At 70.7% G+C, this 19,756-nt stretch carries 21 protein-coding genes; 8 read left to right on the forward strand and 13 right to left on the reverse strand.

Annotated elements, in window-relative coordinates:
• The first annotated feature begins 100 nt into the window (after window positions 1-100).
• Window positions 101-451, forward strand: coding sequence for a YciI family protein (locus tag DMP23_RS18140; RefSeq protein WP_043830431.1), 351 nt, complete (start codon window positions 101-103; stop codon window positions 449-451).
• A complete protein-coding gene (locus DMP23_RS18145) occupies window positions 444-1,679 on the forward strand; it encodes an RNA polymerase sigma factor (RefSeq protein WP_337821805.1) in 1,236 nt (411 codons plus the stop codon). Before DMP23_RS18140 ends, DMP23_RS18145 begins: the two co-directional genes overlap by 8 nt.
• Here DMP23_RS18145 and DMP23_RS18150 read toward each other — a convergent pair.
• The 5 genes from DMP23_RS18150 to dop form a co-directional block, all read right to left on the reverse strand.
• Window positions 1,658-2,395 (reverse strand): transglutaminase domain-containing protein, encoded by a 738-nt coding sequence (locus DMP23_RS18150; RefSeq protein WP_337821806.1) that lies wholly within the window; start codon window positions 2,393-2,395, stop codon window positions 1,658-1,660. The genes DMP23_RS18145 and DMP23_RS18150 overlap by 22 nt on opposite strands.
• A gap of 66 nt (window positions 2,396-2,461) precedes the next feature.
• Complete coding sequence (gene prcA, locus DMP23_RS18155) at window positions 2,462-3,259, reverse strand: proteasome subunit alpha (RefSeq protein WP_037806473.1); 798 nt, start codon at window positions 3,257-3,259, stop codon at window positions 2,462-2,464.
• Window positions 3,260-3,320: 61 nt separating this feature from the next.
• The gene (prcB, locus tag DMP23_RS18160) at window positions 3,321-4,178 is read right to left on the reverse strand and encodes a proteasome subunit beta (protein WP_134734405.1); all 858 of its coding nucleotides are present in this window, start codon (window positions 4,176-4,178) and stop codon (window positions 3,321-3,323) included.
• 138 nt (window positions 4,179-4,316) lie between these two features.
• Window positions 4,317-4,511 (reverse strand): ubiquitin-like protein Pup, encoded by a 195-nt coding sequence (locus DMP23_RS18165; protein WP_037806475.1) that lies wholly within the window; start codon window positions 4,509-4,511, stop codon window positions 4,317-4,319.
• 89 nt (window positions 4,512-4,600) lie between these two features.
• The gene (gene dop, locus DMP23_RS18170) at window positions 4,601-6,103 is read right to left on the reverse strand and encodes a depupylase/deamidase Dop (RefSeq protein ID WP_037806477.1); all 1,503 of its coding nucleotides are present in this window, start codon (window positions 6,101-6,103) and stop codon (window positions 4,601-4,603) included.
• Between the two features lie 40 nt (window positions 6,104-6,143).
• Between dop and DMP23_RS18175 the strand changes: the two genes are divergently transcribed.
• Entirely contained in the window at window positions 6,144-6,662 is a 519-nt protein-coding gene (locus DMP23_RS18175) for an NUDIX hydrolase (RefSeq protein ID WP_337821807.1), read from the forward strand.
• Here DMP23_RS18175 and DMP23_RS18180 read toward each other — a convergent pair.
• The 3 genes from DMP23_RS18180 to DMP23_RS18190 form a co-directional block, all read right to left on the reverse strand.
• Window positions 6,653-7,276, reverse strand: coding sequence for a hypothetical protein (locus DMP23_RS18180; RefSeq protein ID WP_337821808.1), 624 nt, complete (start codon window positions 7,274-7,276; stop codon window positions 6,653-6,655). The two genes, DMP23_RS18175 and DMP23_RS18180, sit on opposite strands and share 10 nt — an antisense overlap.
• A 70-nt stretch (window positions 7,277-7,346) precedes the next feature.
• Complete coding sequence (locus DMP23_RS18185; RefSeq protein ID WP_337821809.1) at window positions 7,347-8,270, reverse strand: aldo/keto reductase; 924 nt, start codon at window positions 8,268-8,270, stop codon at window positions 7,347-7,349.
• Window positions 8,271-8,365: 95 nt separating this feature from the next.
• Window positions 8,366-8,704 carry a hypothetical protein gene (locus tag DMP23_RS18190; protein ID WP_134668472.1) on the reverse strand — a complete coding sequence of 113 codons (339 nt, stop codon included), beginning with the start codon at window positions 8,702-8,704 and terminating at the stop codon, window positions 8,366-8,368.
• A 120-nt stretch (window positions 8,705-8,824) separates the two neighbouring features.
• On the opposite strand from DMP23_RS18190, the gene DMP23_RS18195 reads away from it, so the two are divergent.
• The gene (locus tag DMP23_RS18195; protein WP_337821810.1) at window positions 8,825-9,730 is read left to right on the forward strand and encodes a DMT family transporter; all 906 of its coding nucleotides are present in this window, start codon (window positions 8,825-8,827) and stop codon (window positions 9,728-9,730) included.
• A 294-nt stretch (window positions 9,731-10,024) separates the two neighbouring features.
• Here the strand turns inward: DMP23_RS18195 and arc are convergent, their stop codons facing one another.
• Window positions 10,025-11,827 (reverse strand): proteasome ATPase, encoded by a 1,803-nt coding sequence (gene arc, locus DMP23_RS18200; RefSeq protein ID WP_037806484.1) that lies wholly within the window; start codon window positions 11,825-11,827, stop codon window positions 10,025-10,027.
• A 341-nt stretch (window positions 11,828-12,168) separates the two neighbouring features.
• Between arc and DMP23_RS18205 the strand changes: the two genes are divergently transcribed.
• Window positions 12,169-13,074, forward strand: a complete 906-nt coding sequence (locus DMP23_RS18205; RefSeq protein WP_337821811.1) for a hypothetical protein — start codon at window positions 12,169-12,171, stop codon at window positions 13,072-13,074.
• On the forward strand, window positions 13,075-13,533 hold the full coding sequence (locus tag DMP23_RS18210) for a hypothetical protein (protein WP_337821812.1): 459 nt from the start codon (window positions 13,075-13,077) through the stop codon (window positions 13,531-13,533).
• Here DMP23_RS18210 and DMP23_RS18215 read toward each other — a convergent pair.
• The 4 genes from DMP23_RS18215 to DMP23_RS18230 all read right to left on the reverse strand — a co-directional run bounded on the left by DMP23_RS18215 (window position 13,530) and on the right by DMP23_RS18230 (window position 17,701).
• Window positions 13,530-14,360, reverse strand: coding sequence for a tRNA (adenine-N1)-methyltransferase (locus tag DMP23_RS18215; RefSeq protein WP_037806487.1), 831 nt, complete (start codon window positions 14,358-14,360; stop codon window positions 13,530-13,532). The genes DMP23_RS18210 and DMP23_RS18215 overlap by 4 nt on opposite strands.
• 81 nt (window positions 14,361-14,441) lie before the next feature.
• A complete protein-coding gene (locus tag DMP23_RS18220) occupies window positions 14,442-15,596 on the reverse strand; it encodes a M50 family metallopeptidase (protein ID WP_337821813.1) in 1,155 nt (384 codons plus the stop codon).
• A gap of 146 nt (window positions 15,597-15,742) precedes the next feature.
• A complete protein-coding gene (locus tag DMP23_RS18225; RefSeq protein ID WP_337821814.1) occupies window positions 15,743-16,888 on the reverse strand; it encodes a 4-hydroxybenzoate 3-monooxygenase in 1,146 nt (381 codons plus the stop codon).
• Window positions 16,889-17,005: 117 nt separating this feature from the next.
• Complete coding sequence (locus DMP23_RS18230; RefSeq protein WP_443111347.1) at window positions 17,006-17,701, reverse strand: AraC family transcriptional regulator; 696 nt, start codon at window positions 17,699-17,701, stop codon at window positions 17,006-17,008.
• A gap of 312 nt (window positions 17,702-18,013) precedes the next feature.
• Between DMP23_RS18230 and DMP23_RS18235 the strand changes: the two genes are divergently transcribed.
• Together DMP23_RS18235 and DMP23_RS18240 are read left to right on the forward strand one after the other, a co-directional pair.
• Window positions 18,014-18,904 (forward strand): RecB family exonuclease, encoded by an 891-nt coding sequence (locus DMP23_RS18235; RefSeq protein WP_037806489.1) that lies wholly within the window; start codon window positions 18,014-18,016, stop codon window positions 18,902-18,904.
• Window positions 18,904-19,695 (forward strand): thioesterase family protein, encoded by a 792-nt coding sequence (locus tag DMP23_RS18240; RefSeq protein ID WP_037806490.1) that lies wholly within the window; start codon window positions 18,904-18,906, stop codon window positions 19,693-19,695. Before DMP23_RS18235 ends, DMP23_RS18240 begins: the two co-directional genes overlap by 1 nt.
• Window positions 19,696-19,756 lie beyond the last annotated feature (61 nt).

Below are 19,756 nucleotides of genomic sequence, written 5' to 3' on the forward strand. Positions count from 1 at the left end.
CGGAAAAATGTCTTCCGGGCGCTGTCCATCCGGGCGGTCGCCGTTCGTGGTGAGGTCAGTGCGGCACTCCGGCCGCGCTGACCGACGAAGGAGCCCGACCATGAAGTACCTGCTGCTGATTCACGCTTCCGCGGCCACCGAGCAGGGCGGGGCGGCCGGCTGCGAGCCCGCCGACTGGATGGCCTACGACAAGGAAGTCCGCGACGCGGGGGTGTTCGTCAGCGGGGAATCCCTCGCCGACCTCGTGACCGCGACCAGGGTGCAGGTGGGCGCGGACGGCGAGCGGTCCATCACGACCGACGGCCCGTTCGCCGAGACCCGCGAGCTGCTCGGCGGCTTCTACGTGCTGGACGTGCCGGACCTCGACGCGGCGCTCGACTGGGCGGCCCGCTGCCCGGGTTCGCGGGACGGTTCGGTCGTGGTGCGCCCGATCGCCGACTTCGATGCCTGACGCGCGAGCGTCCGTGGCGGCCGTGTTCCGCGAGGAGCACGGCCGCCTGCTCGGCGCTCTCGTCCGCCGTTTCGGCGACCTCGACCTGGCCGAGGAGGTCGCCGCCGAAGCGGTGGAGGCCGCGCTGGTGTGCTGGCCGGTCGACGGCGTCCCGCCGAAACCCGGCGCGTGGCTGATGACGACCGCACGCCGCAAGGCCGTCGACCGGCTCCGCCGCGACCAGGCGTACGCGGCGAAACTCGCCGTCCTGCAAGCGGAATCCGACCGCAGCGACCCTCCCCCGCCGCCCGGGGCCGACGGCGACCTGCCCGACGACCGGCTCCAGCTGTTCTTCGCCTGCGCTCACCCCGCGCTGGCGGCCGAGGACCGGCTCGCGCTCACGCTGCGCTGCCTGGCCGGGCTCACCACGCCCGAGGTGGCGCGGGCGTTCCTCGTGCCGACCGCGACGATGGCGAAACGGATCGTGCGGGCCAAGAACCGGATCCGCGACCACCGCATCCCGTTCCGCGTCCCGGCCGGCGACGAGCTGCGCGCCCGGCTGCCCGGCGTGCTGCAGGTGCTGTATTCGCTGTTCACCGAGGGCTACGCGGCCAGCTCCGGCCCGGACATCCAGCGGCCCGACCTGGCCGAGGAAGCCATCCGGTTGGCCCGGATCCTGCACCGCCTGCTGCCCGACGAACGCGAGAGCACCGGGCTGCTGGCGCTTCTGCTGCTCGTCCACGCCCGCCGCGCCGCGCGCACCGGCCCGGACGGCGCGTTCGTCCTGCTCGAAGACCAGGACCGGACCTCCTGGGACGCGGCGCTGATCGACGAAGGCCGCGCGCTGGTGCCGGTCGCGCTGACCGGCGGCCCGCCCGGGCCGTACGGGGTGCAGTCGGCGATCGCCGCGCTCCACGCCGAAGCACCGGACGTCGCGCGCACCGACTGGCCGCAGATCGTGGCGCTGTACGACATCCTGCTGACCCTCGCCCCGACCCCGGTGGTCGCGCTCAACCGCGCGGCCGCGGTGGCGATGCGCGACGGACCCGAAGCTGGGCTCAAACTCCTGGACGGGTTAGCCGACGAGCCGCGGCTGCAGGGCTACCACCCGTACGCCGCGGCTCGCGGGGACCTGCTGCACCGCCTCGGCCGCGACGACGAAGCCGCGGCGGCGTACCGGGAAGCGTTGGCCAGCGCGGGAACCGAGCCGGAACGCGCGCATCTGCGTCAGCGGCTGGAGGCGCTCTGACGCGGCGCCCACCGGCTCAGCACCGGGTCGATCAGCCTCGTCAACGGACCGGACAGCGTCTGGCCGTGCCGCCGGAACAGCTCGTCGCGCGAATCGAAACGGCCTAGCTCCGCCAGCACGGTCGCGGACAGGTCGCACGCTCCGCCGGTTTCGCAGGTGACGCCGTCCCAGTCGATCGCCGTGCGGGACACCGCGTCGAACAGCGTTTCCCCGCTGTCATTGGAAAAACCCGGACTCGCCGCCAACGCGGGCAACGGTCCGAACAACTCCCCGACCGGGACCCAGCTGCCGTCGATCCCGAACTCGGGCCACGCCACCAGCACCCGCGACGGCACCAGGGACTTGAGCCGCGGAAACCGCGGATACCAGAACCGGCCGTCCACGAGCAGGCCCCGCACCCGCGTCGGAATCCCTTGCGCCCGCGCGACTCCCTCCAGAATCGCCAGCCGCTGACTGCACGAACCCCGCCCGCGACGCAACGTCCGCGAGACCGGCTGCCGCTCCTGAACCGCATACACCGGCCGCACCGCACCGGCGATCACCCGATGCGCCGCCCGCAACCCGGCCAACCGGTCCTCCGACGCGGTCGCCCGCACCAACGACTGCACGAGCGGATCGCGCCAGTCGAGAATCGCCGTCGGGACCACACCGCCCGCGGCGGAATCATCCCCGGCGACGCGCCGACGCCACCACGGGGTCACCAGCGCACACGTCACCACGCCAGTATCCCGGAAAACGACTGTGGGCCGCCGGAATCGTCCGGCGGCCCACAGCGCATCACGTCATTCCTTCTCGGCCGAACCCTCGCCGGAACCCTTGTCCGAGTCCTTGCCGTCGCCCTCGCCGGACTCGTCCGCCTTCTCGGCAGGCTCCTCCTTCGCCGGCAGCAACGCCTCCAGCGCCGCCCCCGACAACCGCCGGAACGCCCGCCGCGGCTTCGCCCGGTCCAGCACCGCGACCTCGAGCTTGATCTCCGCCTCAGCCGCCGACCCGTTCCCGTTCGACGACGTCGCGGTCGCCCGCAACCCCTCGATCGCCGTCGCCAGCGCCGTCCGCAGATCGTGCTCCGGATCCACGACATCCTTCAGCTTCGTCGTGATCGGCTCCGTCTGCCCGCCCATCACCACGAACGGCGACTCGTCGAAAATCGACCCGTCGAACGTCAACCGGTACAACTGGTCCTCCGCCGCGGTCGCGCCCACCTCGGCCACGCACACCTCGACCTCGAACGGCTTCAGCTGCTCGGTGAAAATGCTGCCCAGCGTCGCCGCGTACGCGTTCGCCAGCGCCCGCGCGCTCACATCCCGCCGGTCGTACTGGTAGCCCTTCAGATCCGCGTGCCGGATCCCCGCCACCCGCAGATTCTCGAACTCCGAATACCGGCCCACCGCGGCGAACCCGATCCGGTCGTAGATCTCGGACACCTTGTGCAGCGTCGCCGACGGATTCTCCGCCACGAACAGCACCCCGCCCGCGTACTTCAGCACCACCACGCTCCGGCCCCGCGCGATCCCCTTGCGCGCCAGCTCGGAACGCTCCCGCATCAACTGCTCGGGAGAGGCATACAACGGCATCGTCACGGTGTCGGCTCCACGTTCTCCGAAAACTCGGCAATCATTGATTCAGCGGACATCGACGGCCTCACACCGGCCGGTGGTGATTGCGCTCCGCGCGCCCGGCCACCACCGCCTCGGCCACCGCACCCGTCCGCTCCGCGGGCAGCACCACCGCGCCGTCCTCCGCGGTGATGGTGATGACGTTCGGGAAAATCCGCCGCACCATGTCCGGCCCGCCGCTCGCGGTGTCGTCGTCCGCCGCGTCGTACAACGCCTCCAGCGCCGTCCGCACCGCCGCGTCCACATCCGCGTCCGGGTCGTACAGCTTCTTCAGCGACGACTTCGCGAACAGCGAACCCGAACCGACACTGGCATACCCGGCGTGCTCCTCGTACCGCCCGCCCGCCGCGTCGTACGACACGATCCGGCCCGCGTGCTTCGCGTCCTCGGCCTCCAGGTCGTACCCGACGAACAACGGCACGACCGCCAGGCCCGCCATCGCCATCTCCAGGTTCGCCTTCACCATCCCGGCCAGCTTGTTCGTCTTGCCGTCCAGCGAAAGCGAAACGCCCTCGATCTTCTCGTAATGCGCCAGCTCCACCGCGTACAGCCGGACCATCTCCACGGCCAGCCCCGCGGTCCCCGCGATGCCCACCGCCGAGTACTCGTCCGTGACGTGCACCTTCTCGATGTCCCGGCTCGCGATCAGGTTCCCCGACGTGGCCCGCCGGTCGCCGGCGATCAGCACCCCGCCGGCGAACGCCACCGCCACGATCGTCGTGCCGTGCGGCACGTCCAGCTCACCCGCCGGCACCCGCCGCGCCGGCAGCAGCTCCGGCGCGGTCGCGCGCACGAAATCCGCGAACGACGACGTCGCCGGCGAAAAGTAGGCCGACGGCAGTCCGGGCCCGGAAAAACCCGCCCCAGAGGAGGTGTTGTCCATACGTGCTCTCGGTTCCCATCTCATCCCGTGCCCGGCAACGCCGAGCACAACCTGCCCCCGGCGCCGCCGCGCGAAACCTCCGGCCCAGCGCGCCCGCCGCACCGCCCCGCACCCGGGGCGGCCGCGACGGGCGGACGGCTACTCGCCGCCCTTCTGCACGTAAGCGCGGACGAAGTCCTCGGCGTTCTCTTCCAGCACGTCGTCGATCTCGTCGAGGATCGTGTCCACGTCCTCGCCGAGCTTCTCCCGCCGCTCCTGGCCCGCCCCGCCGGCGTCGTCGAACTCCTCGTCGGAATCGCCGCCGCCGTGCTTCTCGATCTTCTCCTGCGCCATCTCGCCTCCCGGTCTGGCCGATGTTCCCTAGCCTACCCAGCGGTACCGACGAAAAGGGCCTTCAACCGGCCCGAAACGCCGGGATCGCGCTAGTCCGAACCGGTGATCGCCTCCACCAGCTCCTCCGCCGTCGCCGCCGCGTCCAGCAGCTTCCCGACGTGCGCCTTCGTCCCCCGCAACGGCTCCAGCGTCGGGATCCGCACCAGCGACTCCCGGCCCACGTCGAAAATCACCGAATCCCACGACGCCGCCGCGATCGACGACGCGTACTTCTCCAGCGCCCGGCCCCGGAAGTAGGCACGCGTGTCCGACGGCGGATTCGTGATCGCCGCCTGCACCTCCTCCTCGGTGACCAGCCGCTTCATCGAACCCCGCGTGACCAGCCGGTTGTACAGGCCCTTGCCCAGCCGCACGTCCGAATACTGCAGGTCCACCAGCCGCAGCCGCGGCGCGCCCCACGCCAGCTGGTCCCGCTCCCGGTACCCCTCCAGCAGCCGCAGCTTCGCAGGCCAGTCCAGCCGGTCCGCGCACTCCTGCGGATCCCGCGCCAGCGCGTCCAGCACCTCGCCCCACACCCGCAGCACTTCCTTCGACGCCTCGTCCGCGCCCGTGCGCTCGAGATTCGCCGCCGCCAGCTCGTGATACGCGAACTGCAGGTCCAGCCCGGTGAACTTCTTCCCGTTCGCCAGCTCGACCTTCGTCTTCAGCGTCGGGTCGTGGCTGATCTTGTGCACCGCCCGCACCGGCTCGTCCAGCTTCAGGTCGTCGAACCGCACGCCCGCCTCGATCAGGTCCAGCACCAGCGCCGTCGTCCCGACCTTCAGATACGTCGAGTACTCCGACAGGTTCGCGTCCCCGATGATCACGTGCAGCCGCCGGTACTTGTCCGCGTCCGCGTGCGGCTCGTCGCGCGTGTTGATGATCCCGCGCTTGAGCGTCGTCTCCAGCCCGACCTCGACCTCGATGTAGTCCGAGCGCTGCGAAAGCTGGAAACCCGCCTCCTCGCTCTGCTGCCCGATCCCCACCCGGCCCGAACCGCACATCACCTGCCGCGACGCGAAGAACGGCGTCAGCCCCCCGATCACCGCGGTGAACGGCGTCGACCGCTGCATCAGGTAGTTCTCGTGCGTGCCGTAGCTCGCGCCCTTGCCGTCCACGTTGTTCTTGTACAGCTGCAACGGCGGCTGTCCCGGCACGGTGGCCGCCTTCAAAGCGGCCTCCTCCATCACCCGCTCGCCCGCTTTGTCCCAGATCACCGCGTCCCGCGCGTTCGTGACCTCCGGCGCCGAGTACTCCGGATGCGCGTGGTCCACGTACAGCCGCGCACCGTTGGTGAGGATGACGTTCGCCGCGCCCAGGTCCTCGACGTCCGGGTCGTGCCCGGGACCGCCCGGCCCCGTCAGGTCGAACCCGCGCGCGTCGCGCAACGGCGACTCCACCTCGTAGTCCCAGCGCGCCCGGCGCGCCCTCGGGATGTCCGCAGCCGCGGCGTAGGCCAGCACCACCTGAGTCGAGGTGAGCACCGGGTTCGCCGTGGCGTCCCCGGGCACGGCGATGCCGTACTCGACTTCGGTTCCCATGATCCGACGCATGCCACCACCCTACGGGTTCGACGCGTGCGAGGATGCCCCCATGCCAGGCAGTGACGAACTCGTTGCCCTCTATGACGACGCGGGCCGCCCGGCCGGCCAGGCGCTCCGCTCCCGGGTCCGGGCCGAAGGGCTCTGGCACGCCGCCGGCGTCGTCCTCGTCCGATCGGGCGACGGACGCTCGGTCTACGTGCACCTCCGCACCGCGGACAAGGACACGTTCCCCTCCACCTGGGACTGCTGGGCGGGCGGAGTCGTCGCCGCGGGCGAAACCCCCGCCGACTGCGCGCGCCGCGAACTCGCCGAAGAACTCGGCGTCCACGGAGTGGAACCGGAACCGCTGTTCACCAAAATCTACGACGACGGCTCGATCCGCTGCCACAACTTCGCCTTCGAAGTCCGCTGGGACGGCCCGGTGGCACTGCAGGCCGAGGAAATCGTCGAAGGACGCTGGATCCCGCTCGACGAACTCCGCTCCTGGGTCTTCGCCGCCGAACCCGAACCGCCCTTCATCCCCGACGGCCGCGCGGGCGTCCAGGAATGGTTCCGCCGTTACGGCTGAGCAGTCAGCTTCGCCGCGATCTTCGGCAGCAACCGCTTCGCCGCGTCCTGCGCCCGCGCCGGCGTGCTCGCCGCGACGCTCAACGCCGACACCAGATTCCCCTTCGCCACCAACACCGCGCACGTCGAGCCCTCGCACCACGCCCGCTGCACGGTGATCCCCGGCTGCGGCGGCAACGACACCTCCGCACCCGCGCAATGCGTGCCCGCCACGACATCCCCGCCCGAACGGTCCGCGTACACCGTGACCTCGTGCGTCAACGCCGAACCGCTCGGGTACACCCAGCTCACCGACTTGCGCTCACCCGCGGCCAACCCGCTCAGACACCCCGAAACGCGACCCGCGCCCGGAGCCACGCCCTCCTCGGCAACGTCCGAATCGGACAGCAACGCCGCCTCCGCGCGCCGCGGATCCGGTGCCGCCGAAGAAGAAACCACCGGAGGATCGACCGCCCGCGACACCGGCGGAGCGACCGGAGCGCTCGTGCCCGGCGAAGGGGCCGGATCGTCGTAATAGGTCTCGAGATTGTTGGGCCGGTTGCCGCATCCGGCGAGCCCGGCCAGCGCGCCCAGCCCGACCAGCACAGCGACTGCTGGCACCTGCCGACGACGCACGTTGCCCCTCCGCGCTCAGTGTTGCCCGTCCGCCCCGGGCCATGCTGGGCCCCGAGGGTAATGCAATCGCTCAGCTCCACCCGAGGTGGGATCGATGCGCCCAGTACTCGCGCGCGTCCTGCGCGAGTTGTCCCAGCGCAACGCGGTCCTCGTCGCCGAGGCTCACTCGCGTGGCGGCGAGGTTCGCGGACAGCTGTGCCGGGCTCGACGGACCCAGCACCGCCATCGGTGCCCACTCCTGTCCGAGCACCGCGGCCACCGCGATCGCGTCCGGGCCGACGCGGTGCTCCCCGGCGATCCGCCGCAGCGTCTCGGGAGCCTCCGCGACGAGCCGTCCGTTCGCGAGAGTTTCCTTGACCAGCACCCGTTTCCCGGCCGCGTGCGCCTCCGCCAGCGCCGGGCCGACCGACGGCTCGAAAACGTTCCAAGTGGACTGGACCGACGCGAACACCGGCTGCCCGGCCGATTCCAGCTCGAACGCCCGGCGCACCACGTCCGCCTGCGCGGGTCCGGATGTTGAGAAACCGACCTCGACGCCGTCGCCGGAAAGCCCGGCCAGCGCGTCGATCAGCGCCGGATCAGTGAAAAGTGGACTGTCCACAGTGAGCGAATGGACCTGGTACAGGTGCACGTGCCCGGCCAGGAGTTCCCGCGTCTGCGCCCACTGTTCGCGGAACCGCGGCAGCGTGTGTTCCTTGACCTCGTGGACGTCCGCGTCGAGCCGCCAGTCGCCCACGTAGCGGTAGCCCCACTTGCTGGACACCGTGACGTCCTGGTGTCCGCGCTCGGCCAGCCAACTGCCGAGAAACTCCTCCGAACGGCCATACGACCGCGCGACGTCGACCCATCGGACGCCCGCCGCGTACGCCGCGTCGAGCACCTCGTGCGTCGCGGCCCGCATCGACGGCACATCCCGCACTTCGGGCAAGTCCCGCCCCAGGTTGATGTATGCCGGACGGCCGAGCGCGGCCAGCCCCACCGCGATGCGGTCCATCGGGATCCCCTTGTCGTTGCTGTGTTTTGGAAGTCGCGCCGTGAGCTTAGGCGCGGCGATGTGGAGCGTTTTCTGATCACCAGATGTATAGGTCGTTATACACTTTGTTTGTGCCGGAGGATGGCGAGCCATTGGCTGGCGTTTTGGGCTTGGCGGTGGAGTTTTTCGAGGCGGGCGGCGGGTGCGCGGACGTAGCCTTTGCCGAAGACCGGGGCGATTTGGCGGAGGCTGGCTCCTTCTTCGCGGGCGGCGAGGAGGGCCCAGTCGGAGGCGTCGGCGCAGGCCGCGGAGGCGCGGCGCAGCTCCCCCAGGAGGTCGATGAGGTCGTTGGCGTTGAGCTCCCCCGCTTGGACGGCGGCGGCGGTCGTCTCGAGCCAGGCCAGGACGTCGGCTTCGGTGATCGGCGGGCGCGGGCGGGCGTTGTCTGTGCTCACGCGCCGCAGTATAGGGCGTTATACACCGATGGCGAACGCAGTGACCGAAACCTGCTGGACTCCGGGCGTGGCGCGCACGTTGACTGGCCGGAGCAGTCCGCTGGTCGTTTCGGAGGTTCAGTGAGGTTCGGCATCGCCGCCCGGTTCGTCGCGCTCGCCGTCGTGTGGGGCGCGAGTTTTCTGTTCATCAAAGTGGGCCTGGAGGGGCTCTCGCCGGCTCAGGTGGCGCTCGCGCGGGTCGCGCTGGGTGCGTTGACGCTCGGCGCGTTCCTGGTGCTGCGCAGGCGATCGCTCCCCCGCGATCCCGCGTTGTGGGGGCATCTCGCGGTGGTTTCGCTGCTGTTCTGCGTGGGCCCGTTCCTGCTGTACTCGTGGGCCGAGCAGTATGTGGCGTCCGGGCTCGCCAGCATCTTCAACGCCACCACTCCCCTGCTGACCATGCTGTTCGCCGCGGCCGCCCTGCCCGCGGAACGGCTTACCCGACCGAAAACCGCCGGGCTGCTGATCGGCTTCGCCGGGGTGCTCACGCTCGTCGGCGTCTGGCGCGGCATCGACCTGAGCCACGAAGTTCTCGCGCAACTCGCCTGTCTCGGCGCGACCACGTGCTACGGCCTGGCTTTCGTGTACCTGCGGAAATTCGTGTCGCCCCGCAACCCCGACCCGGTCGTGGTCGCGTTCGGGCAGACCGGTTTCGCCACGGTGATCCTGCTGGCCGCGACGCCGGCGATCGCCGCGCAGCCGGTGCACCTGAACCTCGCCGTGGTGCTGTCCATGCTGGCGCTCGGCGTGCTGGGCACCGGTGTCGCCTACACCTGGAACACCGCCATCGCCACCGCCTGGGGCGCCGCCAACGCGTCCGCTGTGACCTACCTCACTCCGGTGGTCGGGGTTCTGCTCGGCGTGCTGGTCCTCGACGAACCGGTGCACTGGAACGAACCCGTCGGAGCGCTGCTCGTGGTGCTCGGCATCCTGGCCTCGCACGGACGGCTTTCCCGGGCGCGGCAACCGGTCCTGGAACGGGTCTGAGACGCATGCCAGCTGTGGGCGCGTTTGCCCACGTCGTACGGAATGGCCGAGGCCCGCGCCAAAGTAACTTCAAGTCCGTGAAGGGCTCCTTGAGGGAATCAGATTCCCTCAAGGAGCCCTTCACAGACCTCGCCAGCGCGTGCCAACTCTCGCGAGCGCAGTGCGTGGAGCCGTCCCTGGCCGATGGGCGCGATGCGGCCGCGCACCACAGCTCCTCCGAAACCCCCATTGGGTCTGAGACGCACCGCGGGGCCGCCGGAAGAGATCCGGCGGCCCCGCGGCGTTCGCGCTGTCCTACAGGTACTGACCGGTGTTCGTGGCGGTGTCGATGGCCCGCCCCGATTCCTGGTTCTTGCCGGTGACGAGCGTGCGGATGTAGACGATCCGCTCGCCCTTCTTGCCGGAGATCCGGGCCCAGTCGTCCGGGTTGGTGGTGTTGGGCAGGTCCTCGTTCTCCGCGAACTCGTCGACGATCGCGTCCAGCAGGTGCTGCACGCGCAGGCCGGGCTGCTTCGTCTCCAGCACCGACTTGATCGCCGACTTCTTCGCCCGGTCCACGATGTTCTGGATCATCGCGCCCGAGTTGAAGTCGCGGAAGTACAGGACTTCCTTGTCCCCGTTGGCGTAGGTGACCTCCAGGAACCGGTTCTCGTCGCTCTCCTCGTACATCCGCTCGACGGTGTGCTGGATCATCGCGTCGAACGTCGCCTTCTGGTCCCCGCCGAACTCCGCCAGGTCGTCGGCGTGGATCGGCAGGCCCTCGGCCAGGTACTTCGAGAAGATGTCCTTCGCGCCCTCGGCGTCCGGACGCTCGATCTTGATCTTCACGTCGAGCCGGCCCGGCCGCAGGATCGCCGGGTCGATCATGTCCTCGCGGTTGGAGGCGCCGATGACGATGACGTTCTCCAGGCCCTCGACGCCGTCGATCTCCGACAGCAGCTGCGGCACGATCGTGGTCTCCACGTCGGAGGACACGCCCGAGCCGCGGGTGCGGAAGATCGAGTCCATCTCGTCGAAGAACACGATGACCGGGGTGCCCTCGGAGGCCTTTTCCCGCGCCCGCTGGAAGATCAGCCGGATCGACCGCTCGGTCTCGCCGACGAACTTGTTCAGCAGCTCGGGACCCTTGATGTTGAGGAAGTAGGACTTGCCGTCCGCGTTGTCCCCGCGAGCCTCGGCCACCTTCTTGGCCAGGGAGTTCGCCACCGCCTTCGCGATGAGCGTCTTCCCGCAGCCCGGCGGGCCGTAGAGCAGGACGCCCTTCGGCGGGCGCAGCTGGTACTGCTCGTAGAGGTCCGCGTGCAGGAACGGCAGCTCCACGGCGTCGCGGATCTGCTCGATCTGCCGGGTCAGGCCGCCGATGTCCTCGTAGCGGACGTCCGGCACCTCCTCCAGCACGAGGTCCTCGACCTCCGCCTTCGGCACCCGTTCGTAGGCGTAGCCGGCCTTGGAGTCCACCAGGAGCGAGTCGCCCGGTTTGAGCGGCTGCTCGGAGAGCGGACCGGACAGCAGGACGACCCGCTCCTCGTCCGCGTGGCCGACCACGAGAGCGCGCGTGGCGCCGCCCTCGACGTCCGGTGCGAGCACTTCGCGCAGCGCGCACACCTCGCCGGTGCGCTCGAAATCGCCGCCTTCGACGACGGTGAGCGCCTCGTTGAGCCGCAACGCCTGCCCGCGCCGCAGCGACGAGACCTCCACCGCGGGCGACACCGAGACGCGCATCTTGCGCCCCGCGGTGTAGACGTCCACCGTGTTGTCCTCGTAGGCCTCGACGAACACCCCGTAACCGCTCGGCGGCTGGGCCAGCCGGTCGACCTCTTCGCGGAGGGCGAGCAGCTGACCCCGCGCTTCGCGCAGGGTTTCGACGAGTTTCGTGTTCCGCTCGGTGAGCTGGCTCACCCGTTCCGACGCCTCGGCGAGACGTTGTTCGAGAACGCGGTTCTGTCGCGGGGAATCGGTGAGCCTGCGGCGCAGCAGCGCCACTTCTTCCTCGAGAAAACGGATCTGCCGGGCTTGTTCCTCTGGTGTCTGCCCTGCTCCGCCGGTTGCTGAAGGGTCGGCCTCCTCGCGCCGACCTCCGGGAAGGTCATGATGCATCGGGCACCTCCTCGGAGTGCTTTTCATTCCACGGTACCGGCGATCACCGACAAGAAAAGGCCTTTCCGCATCACAAGACCGGCGCGTCGCGCTTTTTCTTCCGGCGAAGCACGGCCGCGAGCGCAGCGCAAGCGGCCGATTCGGTGCCGCGGACGGGAATCCGCTCCGCGCGGGTTTCCGCAACGCGGAACTGAACACGCTACGGATGCCCCGCCGGGCACCCGCGGCAAACCCGAGTCGCGGGTTGGCTGCGCGGAAAGGCGCGCGGCTGGCTAGCATCCCCGGGTGGCCGCGCTCCGCACGCGGCCCGCACTTTCGCGAGCACGGCAGGGGGAACCGAGATGACTTATCCGCCGCAGCAGCCCGGCGGCTGGGACCAGGGCGGACAGCAGCCGAACCCGTACGGGGGCCAGCCGCAGTACGGGCAGCCTCAGCAGGGCGGATGGAACCAGGGCGGGCAGCCGCCGCAGTCCGGCGGGTTCCCGGCCGCGCCCGGTCCCGGCACGCCCGGCCAGGGCGGCCCCTACCAGGGCGGATACCCGCAGCAGGGCGGCGGCCAGCAGTACGGGCAGCAGCCGGACCAATTCGGGCAGTTCGGACAGCAGCCCGGCCAGTTCGGGCAGCCGGGCCAGCCGGGTCAGCCGGGCGGGCCGTTCGGGCAGCAGCCGGGCGGGCAGTTCGGCGGGTACGGCGAGGAGCCGCCGAAAAAGAAGAAGACCGGCCTGATCGTCGGCATCGCGGTCGCCGCGGTGGTCGTCCTCGGCGGTGCGACCGGCCTGGTCATCTGGCTGACCGGGGACAGCAAGAAGGACGACAAGACGGCCGCCCCGCCCGCGTCGTCCTCGGCTCCGGCAGCGGGCCCCCAGTCCAGCGGGCCGAGCGGGAGTTCGTCGTCGTCCCCGTCGACCTCGTCGTCGGGTTCGGGCAGCGGCGACTACCCGGCGGCGGCCGGTGCGAAGCCGACCTCGGGCGAGCTGTTCCAGGCCGCGTCCGAGGCGTACAACAGCTCCGACACCGAGGGGCTGTTCTCGATGCTGTGCACCAGCCTCACCAAGGGCCAGAAGCCGGGAAGCGAGAAGATGCCCTCGGGCATCCACTTCGAACTGACCGGCAGCCCGCAGGAGAACGGCGACCAGGCGACGGTGAAGTACCACGTCACCACGTCCACCAAGACCGCCGACGGCACCCTCACCGCCCTGCGCCAGGGCGGGGCCTGGTGCCTCGGGAAGGTCAGCACGGACCACTAGGTGAGACGCCGGCTCGGCACGGCACTCGGCCTGCTCGCAGTCGTTGTCGCGGGCGGCGTCCTCGGCTTGGTCTCGATCGGCCTGCCGGGGCCCGCCCGCACCGTCTCGGAACCGCCCGCTCCCCCGCCTCCGTCGCGAACCAGCACGTCCTCGGCTCCCGCGCCCGCGGCGGATCAAGCCGCGATAGCGACGCTCGCGCGCACTCTCGTCGACGCCATCACGCGCGCCGACTCCGCCGAATTCGGCACTCTCACTTGCAAACCGCAAACTGTTGCGGCGCTGAAGGAACTCCAAGCCAAATGGGACGCGGCGGGCCCGCTTCGCGTCTCACTGGTTGGACAACCGGCGATCGCGGGCGACGACGCGACAGTGACCGTCCGGGTCGAAGGCACCGGCGGGCACAAGGAAACCCCGTTCCCGCTGCGCCGCGAGAACGGTCGATGGTGCGTCCCTGGTTAGCCTTTGCCCTTGCTGGGCCGTCGCGAAACACGCGGAGACACTGTGCCGTCCGCCAGCCGACGCGCAGTGAGCAGGAAAGCGGTGTGCGCGACCATCCGGTGGTCCGGCCGCACCGCGAGACCGACGACGTGCCACGGCCGCATCAGCGTCTCCCACGACTCCGGCTCGGTCCAGCACTGCTGTTCCCGCAGCGATTCCGTGACGCGCGACAGCTGCGTGACAGTCGCGACGTAGACGGTCAGCACTCCGCCGGGCACCAGGTGCGCGGCGACGTTCGGCAATTGGTCCCACGGCGCGAGCATGTCCAGCACGACCCGGTCGACCTCGCCGGTGTGCGTGGCCAGATCCGCGACGGTGAGCGTCCAGTTGTCCGGCTTCTCGCCGAAGAACTTCACGACGTTGCGCTCGGCGTGCTCCGCGTGGTCGTCACGGATCTCGTAGGAGAACACCTGTCCCGCCGGACCGACCGCGCGCAGCAGCGAGCAGGTGAGCGCGCCCGAACCGGCGCCGGCTTCCAAGACGCGGGCGCCCGGGAAGATGTCGCCCCACATCACGATCTGCGCGGCGTCCTTGGGATAGATCACCTGCGCGCCGCGCGGCATCGACAGCACGTAGTCCGGCAGCAGCGGCCGCAGCGCGAGATACGTGCTGCCGCCCGCCGAAGTGACCACGCTGCCCTCGGGACGGCCGATGAGGTCGTCGTGCGCGAGGGCGCCGCGATGCGTGTGGTACTCGCCGCCGTCGGCGAGCGTGAGGGTGTAGTGCCTGCCCTTCGAGTCCGTCAGCTGAACCCGGTCACCTGCACGAAACGGTCCGCTGACCGACAACTTCTTCCTCCACTGCAAAACCCGGAACGCCGACGTCGAATCCTCGCAGGTCGTCCCGCGCCCGTCGTGCGCGGGTGCCCCTCACTGGGCGCGCCGGCCCTGCAGCAGCGCGGTCCGCAGGTCTTCGCGGCGCAACACGCCCGCGGGACGGCCTTCGTCGTCGACCACGAGGAACTGCCAGGCGGGCGTCTCGCGCACGCGCTCGGCGATCTCCTCCCCCGGCTCCGACGCGAGCAGCACCGTCTCCGCCCGGATCGGCTCGGCCGCCTGCTCCGCCGGCGCGTGCGGGCTGACGCTCGCCAGCTGCTGCGCGGCTTGCTCGTCCAGCAGTCCCGCCGCGACGCCGTCCGCGCGCACCAGCACGACGCCGCGTCCCGCCGAGGCCGCCAAAGCGTCGGACACCGGGCTTTCCGCGGGCAGCTGCAAGACCGGACGCACCAAATCGGACAGTTCCAGCCCGGCGGGCCAGCCGCGGCGGGCTTCCGCCGCCAGTTCGGAGCGCGCGCCGAGGATCACGAACCACGCCGTCACGACACACACGCCGAGCCGCAGCCAGCGGTCCGGGCTCTGCATTGCCAGTCCGAGCAGCGCCCAGACGATCAGGCCGGTGGCGACCAGCGCGCCGCCCGCGACCGCGGCCCTCGTCCCCTTGGCCCGCAACCCGGTCATCGCCCAGACCCCGGCGCGCACGAGCCGTCCGCCGTCCAGCGGCAATCCCGGCAGCAGGTTGAAGAAGCCGACCGCGAAGTTGGCGACCGCGCACTCCGCGACGAGCAGCCACACCGCGCCGTCCGGCGGAACCGCGAACAGCAGCAGCGAACAGAACCCGCCCAGCACCAGCGAAACCGCGGGCCCCGCCGCGGCGACGAGCCCTTCCTGGCCCGGCCGTCGCGGCGTACGGGCCACTTCGGACAGTCCGCCGAGAAGGAAAAGCCGCAGCCGCCGTACCGGGATCCCGAGCCGCAGCGCGACGAGGCAGTGCCCGAGTTCGTGCGCGAGCACGGAAAGCCCCAGCAGCACGGCGAACGCGGCGGCGAACGGCCACGCGGTCGGCGTCGAAACGTCCGGCAGGAACCGCCCGACCAGCGGCGCGTAGAGCACCACGATGATCAGCGAGCCGATCCACCACGACGGGGCGAGCAAAACGGGCACCCCGCCGACCCGGAACAGCAGCAGTCCGCCGTCCCCGCCGGCGCGCCGGGCGGGCCCGGCGCCGTGCTGACTGGTCGCGGCCATGCCGGACAGAGTAGGGGGCCCGGTGTGGGAAGCCGGTGACCCGGTCTCCCCGGACGGGTGGTGTCGGTCTCGCCCCGGCCGGTCCGTGAAGGGCTCCTTCCGGGAATCTGGTTCCGGCAAGGAGCCCTTCACGGACCCAGCCCGGGTCAGGCGGAGCGCGGCTGGACGAGGTTTTCCAGATTCGCGAGCGCGACCTGCTTCCGGAACTCTCCGCGGTAGGAGGCGTCGCCGGAGTCGTGCATCGCGTCGGTCATCCAGACCGCCGACGCCTGCCGTTCCCAGACGTGCGCCAGACAGGTGTCGGAGTAGCTCTCCAGCAAACTCGGATCGTCCTTCTCCACCTGATGGACGAGCGCGTGCGCGAGCACCTCCGCGTCGTGCAGCGCGAGGCTCATGCCCTCCGCGCTCATCGGCGAAATCAGGTGCGCCGCGTCCCCGAGAAGGCACAGCCTGCCGTAGCGCATCGGGCTGAACACGACCCCGCGCAGCGGCACCACCTGCTTCGTCGCGATCGGCCCGCGCGGCACCGGCGCGGCGAACCTGGCGCCGACTTCGTCCCAGACCCGCTCGTCCGGCCAGTCGCCGACAGTGTCATCGAGCGGACACTGCAGATAGATCCGGCTCGCGTTCGGCCCGCGGGTGATCTGCGCGGCGAAGCCCCGGGAGTGCACTGCCATCACCGCCGACGGATCGGCGGGCACTTCCGCCAGGACGCTCAGCCAGGCGTACCCGAACTCGTGGCTGTGGCAGGCGAGAACTCCCTCCGGGATCGCTGTTCGGCTGACACCGTGGAAGCCGTCGGCTCCGGCGACGAACGCGCAGTCGATCGTGTGGGTGCCCTCGCCGTCCCGATAGCGCACCCGGGGCTGCTCGGTGTCGAGTCCGTCCAGCGCGACGTCCTCCGCCTCGAACCGGAGGTCGCCGCCGTCGCGGAGGAAGATCCGGATGAGGTTCCGGACGAGCACTTGCTGCGGGATGAACGCGCCCGCGCCGTCCTCGCCGGTGTCCATCCGCCAGGTGCGCTTGTCGCCGTGGAGGATCAGCGGCAGGACGGCGTCGGATCGCTCGTCGCCGTGGCCCTCGACGGCCTCGCCGACTCCCCATTCGTGCAGCATTCGCACGCCGCGGCCGTCGAGAGAACCGGCTCTCTGCCGCTGTTCGACGTGCTCGCGGCTGTTCTTTTCCAAGACCGTGCAAGGGATCCCGCTGCGGAGGAGGAACGTGCCGAGCGCGAGCCCGGCCACCCCGCCGCCCACGACGACGACGGTGGTGTTCCCGTTTGCCTGTGCCATGTTTCATTCCCCGAAAGAGTGCTGGTGAAGTGGATGATCACCACTCTCTTCCCGGCCGCGCACCGGCGGCCACCGAGCATCGGGCGCCCGGTAACGAAAACCCGCCAACTTGCTCCGTTACTCGCTGCGGTCGCGCAATCCGGCCTGGTACCGCCCCGGCGTCTGCCCGACCAGCGCCGTGAACGCCCCGATGAACGCCGACGGATTCGACCATCCGCACGCGATCGCCGTGTCGGTCACCGATGCGCCCCCGGTGAGCTGGAACAACGCGTGGTGGATCCGCAACACCGTGCGCCACCGCTGAAAACTCATGCCGAGATCGGCATGGAACAACCGGCTGAGCGTGCGTTCGCTGGCCCCCGCGACGCGCCCCAGCTCAGCCAGGGTCTCGCCCCGCCCCGGGTCCTCGTGCAGCAACTCGGTGACGGCCCGCAACCGGTCGTCCCGCGGCTCCGGAAGATGCAGCGACTCCCCCGGAACCTCGCCCAGCTCGTCGAGCACCACCGCCCGAACCCGCCGCGCCGCCTCGTCGGACCGCTCCTTCTCGCCAGTCAACGCCAAAATGCCCGCCCGCAACAACGGCGACACCGCGAACACACAAGGCTGCCGAGCCAACGCTCCGCACTCCTCAGCGGGAACAGCGAGAATCCGCGCGTCCGTACGCCCGTAGAACCGGTGGGAATGCTCGAACCCCGGCGGAGTCCACGTAACGCGATCAGCGGGCGCGACCCAGGTCCCGAACTCGGTTGTGGTGGCGAACACCCCGCTGGCCGCGTAAACCAGCTGCCCGCTCGCATGGGAATGCCGCCCCATCCGATACCCGCCCGGCAACCACCCCGCCCCCTGCGGCGTCACCCCGCCCACCTTCCCCACCACCCCGACCCTAGCGACAACACCCCCAACCCCAGCCACCAAAACCCAGCCACCCTCGAGCCCTCACTCCCGACCCAGCCCCCACGCGGGATCGCGTCGGCGTGCCGAGGAGCAGCGCGCCCGGCCCGGGGGGCCGGGCGCGCTGCTCCTCGGCACGCCGACTTGAAGGCGATCCCGCCCGCGACGACGGAGTCGGCGCCATCAGACACTGCGCAGACACAATTGTCGGTGCCCAGGGTTACGCTCTGCCCCATGTCCGACACCGCTACGGTCACCACCCCTCCCGGTTCCGACGCGCCTGCCCGCAGGCGGCCCGCGTTGTCGCCGTCCCGGGCGAGCGACTTCAAGCAGTGCCCGCTGCTCTACCGGTTCCGCGCGGTCGATCGGCTGCCGGAGGTGCCCACCCGGGCGCAGCTGCGCGGCACGCTCGTCCACGCGGTCCTGGAGCGGCTTTTCGCGCTGCCCGCCGCCGAACGCGTCGCGCCGCGGGCGAAGGAGCTGCTCGCGCCGACTTGGACGGAGCTGTCCAGCGACAGTCCGGAGTGGACGGAGCTGTTCGCGGACGGCGAACCCGGGGAGACCGACAAGTGGCTGGCCTCGGCCGAAAAGCTGCTTGATTCGTATTTCGAGCTGGAAGATCCGCGCAGGCTGGAGCCGGAGGCGTGCGAGCTGCACGTGGAGATCGAGCTGGGTTCGGGGGTGCTGCTGCGCGGGTACATCGACCGGGTGGACGTCGCGCCGACCGGCGAGATCCGGGTCGTGGACTACAAAACCGGCGCCGCTCCTCGCGAAATCGGCGAGGCCAAAGCACTCTTCCAGATGAAGTTCTACGCGCTGGTGCTGTGGCGGTTGCGCGGGGTCGTCCCGCGGCAGCTGAAGCTGATGTACCTGACCGACGGCCAGTCGCTGGCCTATACGCCGGACGAGGCCGAGCTGGTCCGGTTCGAGCGCACGCTGGAGGCGATCTGGCAGGCGATCCTGAAGGCGGGCAAGACCGGCGATTTCCGGCCGAACAAGGGCAGGCTGTGCTCGTGGTGCGACCACCAGGCGCATTGCCCGGAGTTCGGCGGGACGCCGCCGGAGTATCCGGGCTGGCCGGAGCCGGATCCGGGCGAGGAGACGGTATTGGACCGGGCCGACTGATGGGCGACGCGTTCTTCCTCCCGCTCGGCGGCGAGCGGTACGAGGCGACCGAGCACACCACCGGCCCGTGGAGTCCCGGCGCGCAGCATTTCGGGCCGCCGTCGGCGCTGCTGGTGCGCGGGCTCGAGCGGCTGGAGTCGCCGCATCCGGCGCAGCTGGCCCGGGTCACGGTGGAAATCCTCGGTCCGGCTCCGGTGGGCGAACTGGAGCAGCGGTCGTGGGTCGAACGGCCGGGCCGGACGGTCGAATTGGTCCAGTCCGAGCTGTCCGCGAACGGCCGGACGGTCGCGCGGGCGTCGGGGTGGCGGATCGCGACGTCCGACACCGCCGAGATCGCCACCGACGGCGGTCCGCTGCTGCCCGCGGCCGACGCGGGCAGCGAGGCGGCTTTCCCGGACGACTGGGAGGGCGGTTACCTGCACGCGATCGAATGGCGTGCGGTGCGCGGCTCGATCTCCGCGCCGGGCCCGGCCGCGGTGTGGGCGCGGCAGCGGTATCCGCTGGTAGACGGCGAGGAACCGACGGGGCTGCAGCGGTTGTTCGCCATCGCCGACTCCGGCAACGGGGTGTCGCATTTCCTGCCGGCCGCGAAGTGGTGGTTCATCAACTCGGAACTCACCGTGCACCTGCGCCGGATCCCCGAGGGCGAGTGGATCGGGCTGGACGCGGTCACGCTGGTCGGGCCGCACGGGATCGGCACCGCGAGCAGTACGCTGCACGATCGTTCCGGTCCGGTCGGCACCGGCGCGCAGGCTTTGCTGGTGCGTCCGCGACAGGCCGGGGGCGGATGAGCGCGCCGCGGCGGGCAAGTCCGATAGCCTTCGCGGAACGACCGACAAGGGAGCGCTCCGG

This window comes from Amycolatopsis sp. A1MSW2902, from assembly GCF_017312175.1.
Classification (GTDB): Bacteria; Actinomycetota; Actinomycetes; order Mycobacteriales; family Pseudonocardiaceae; genus Amycolatopsis; species Amycolatopsis nivea.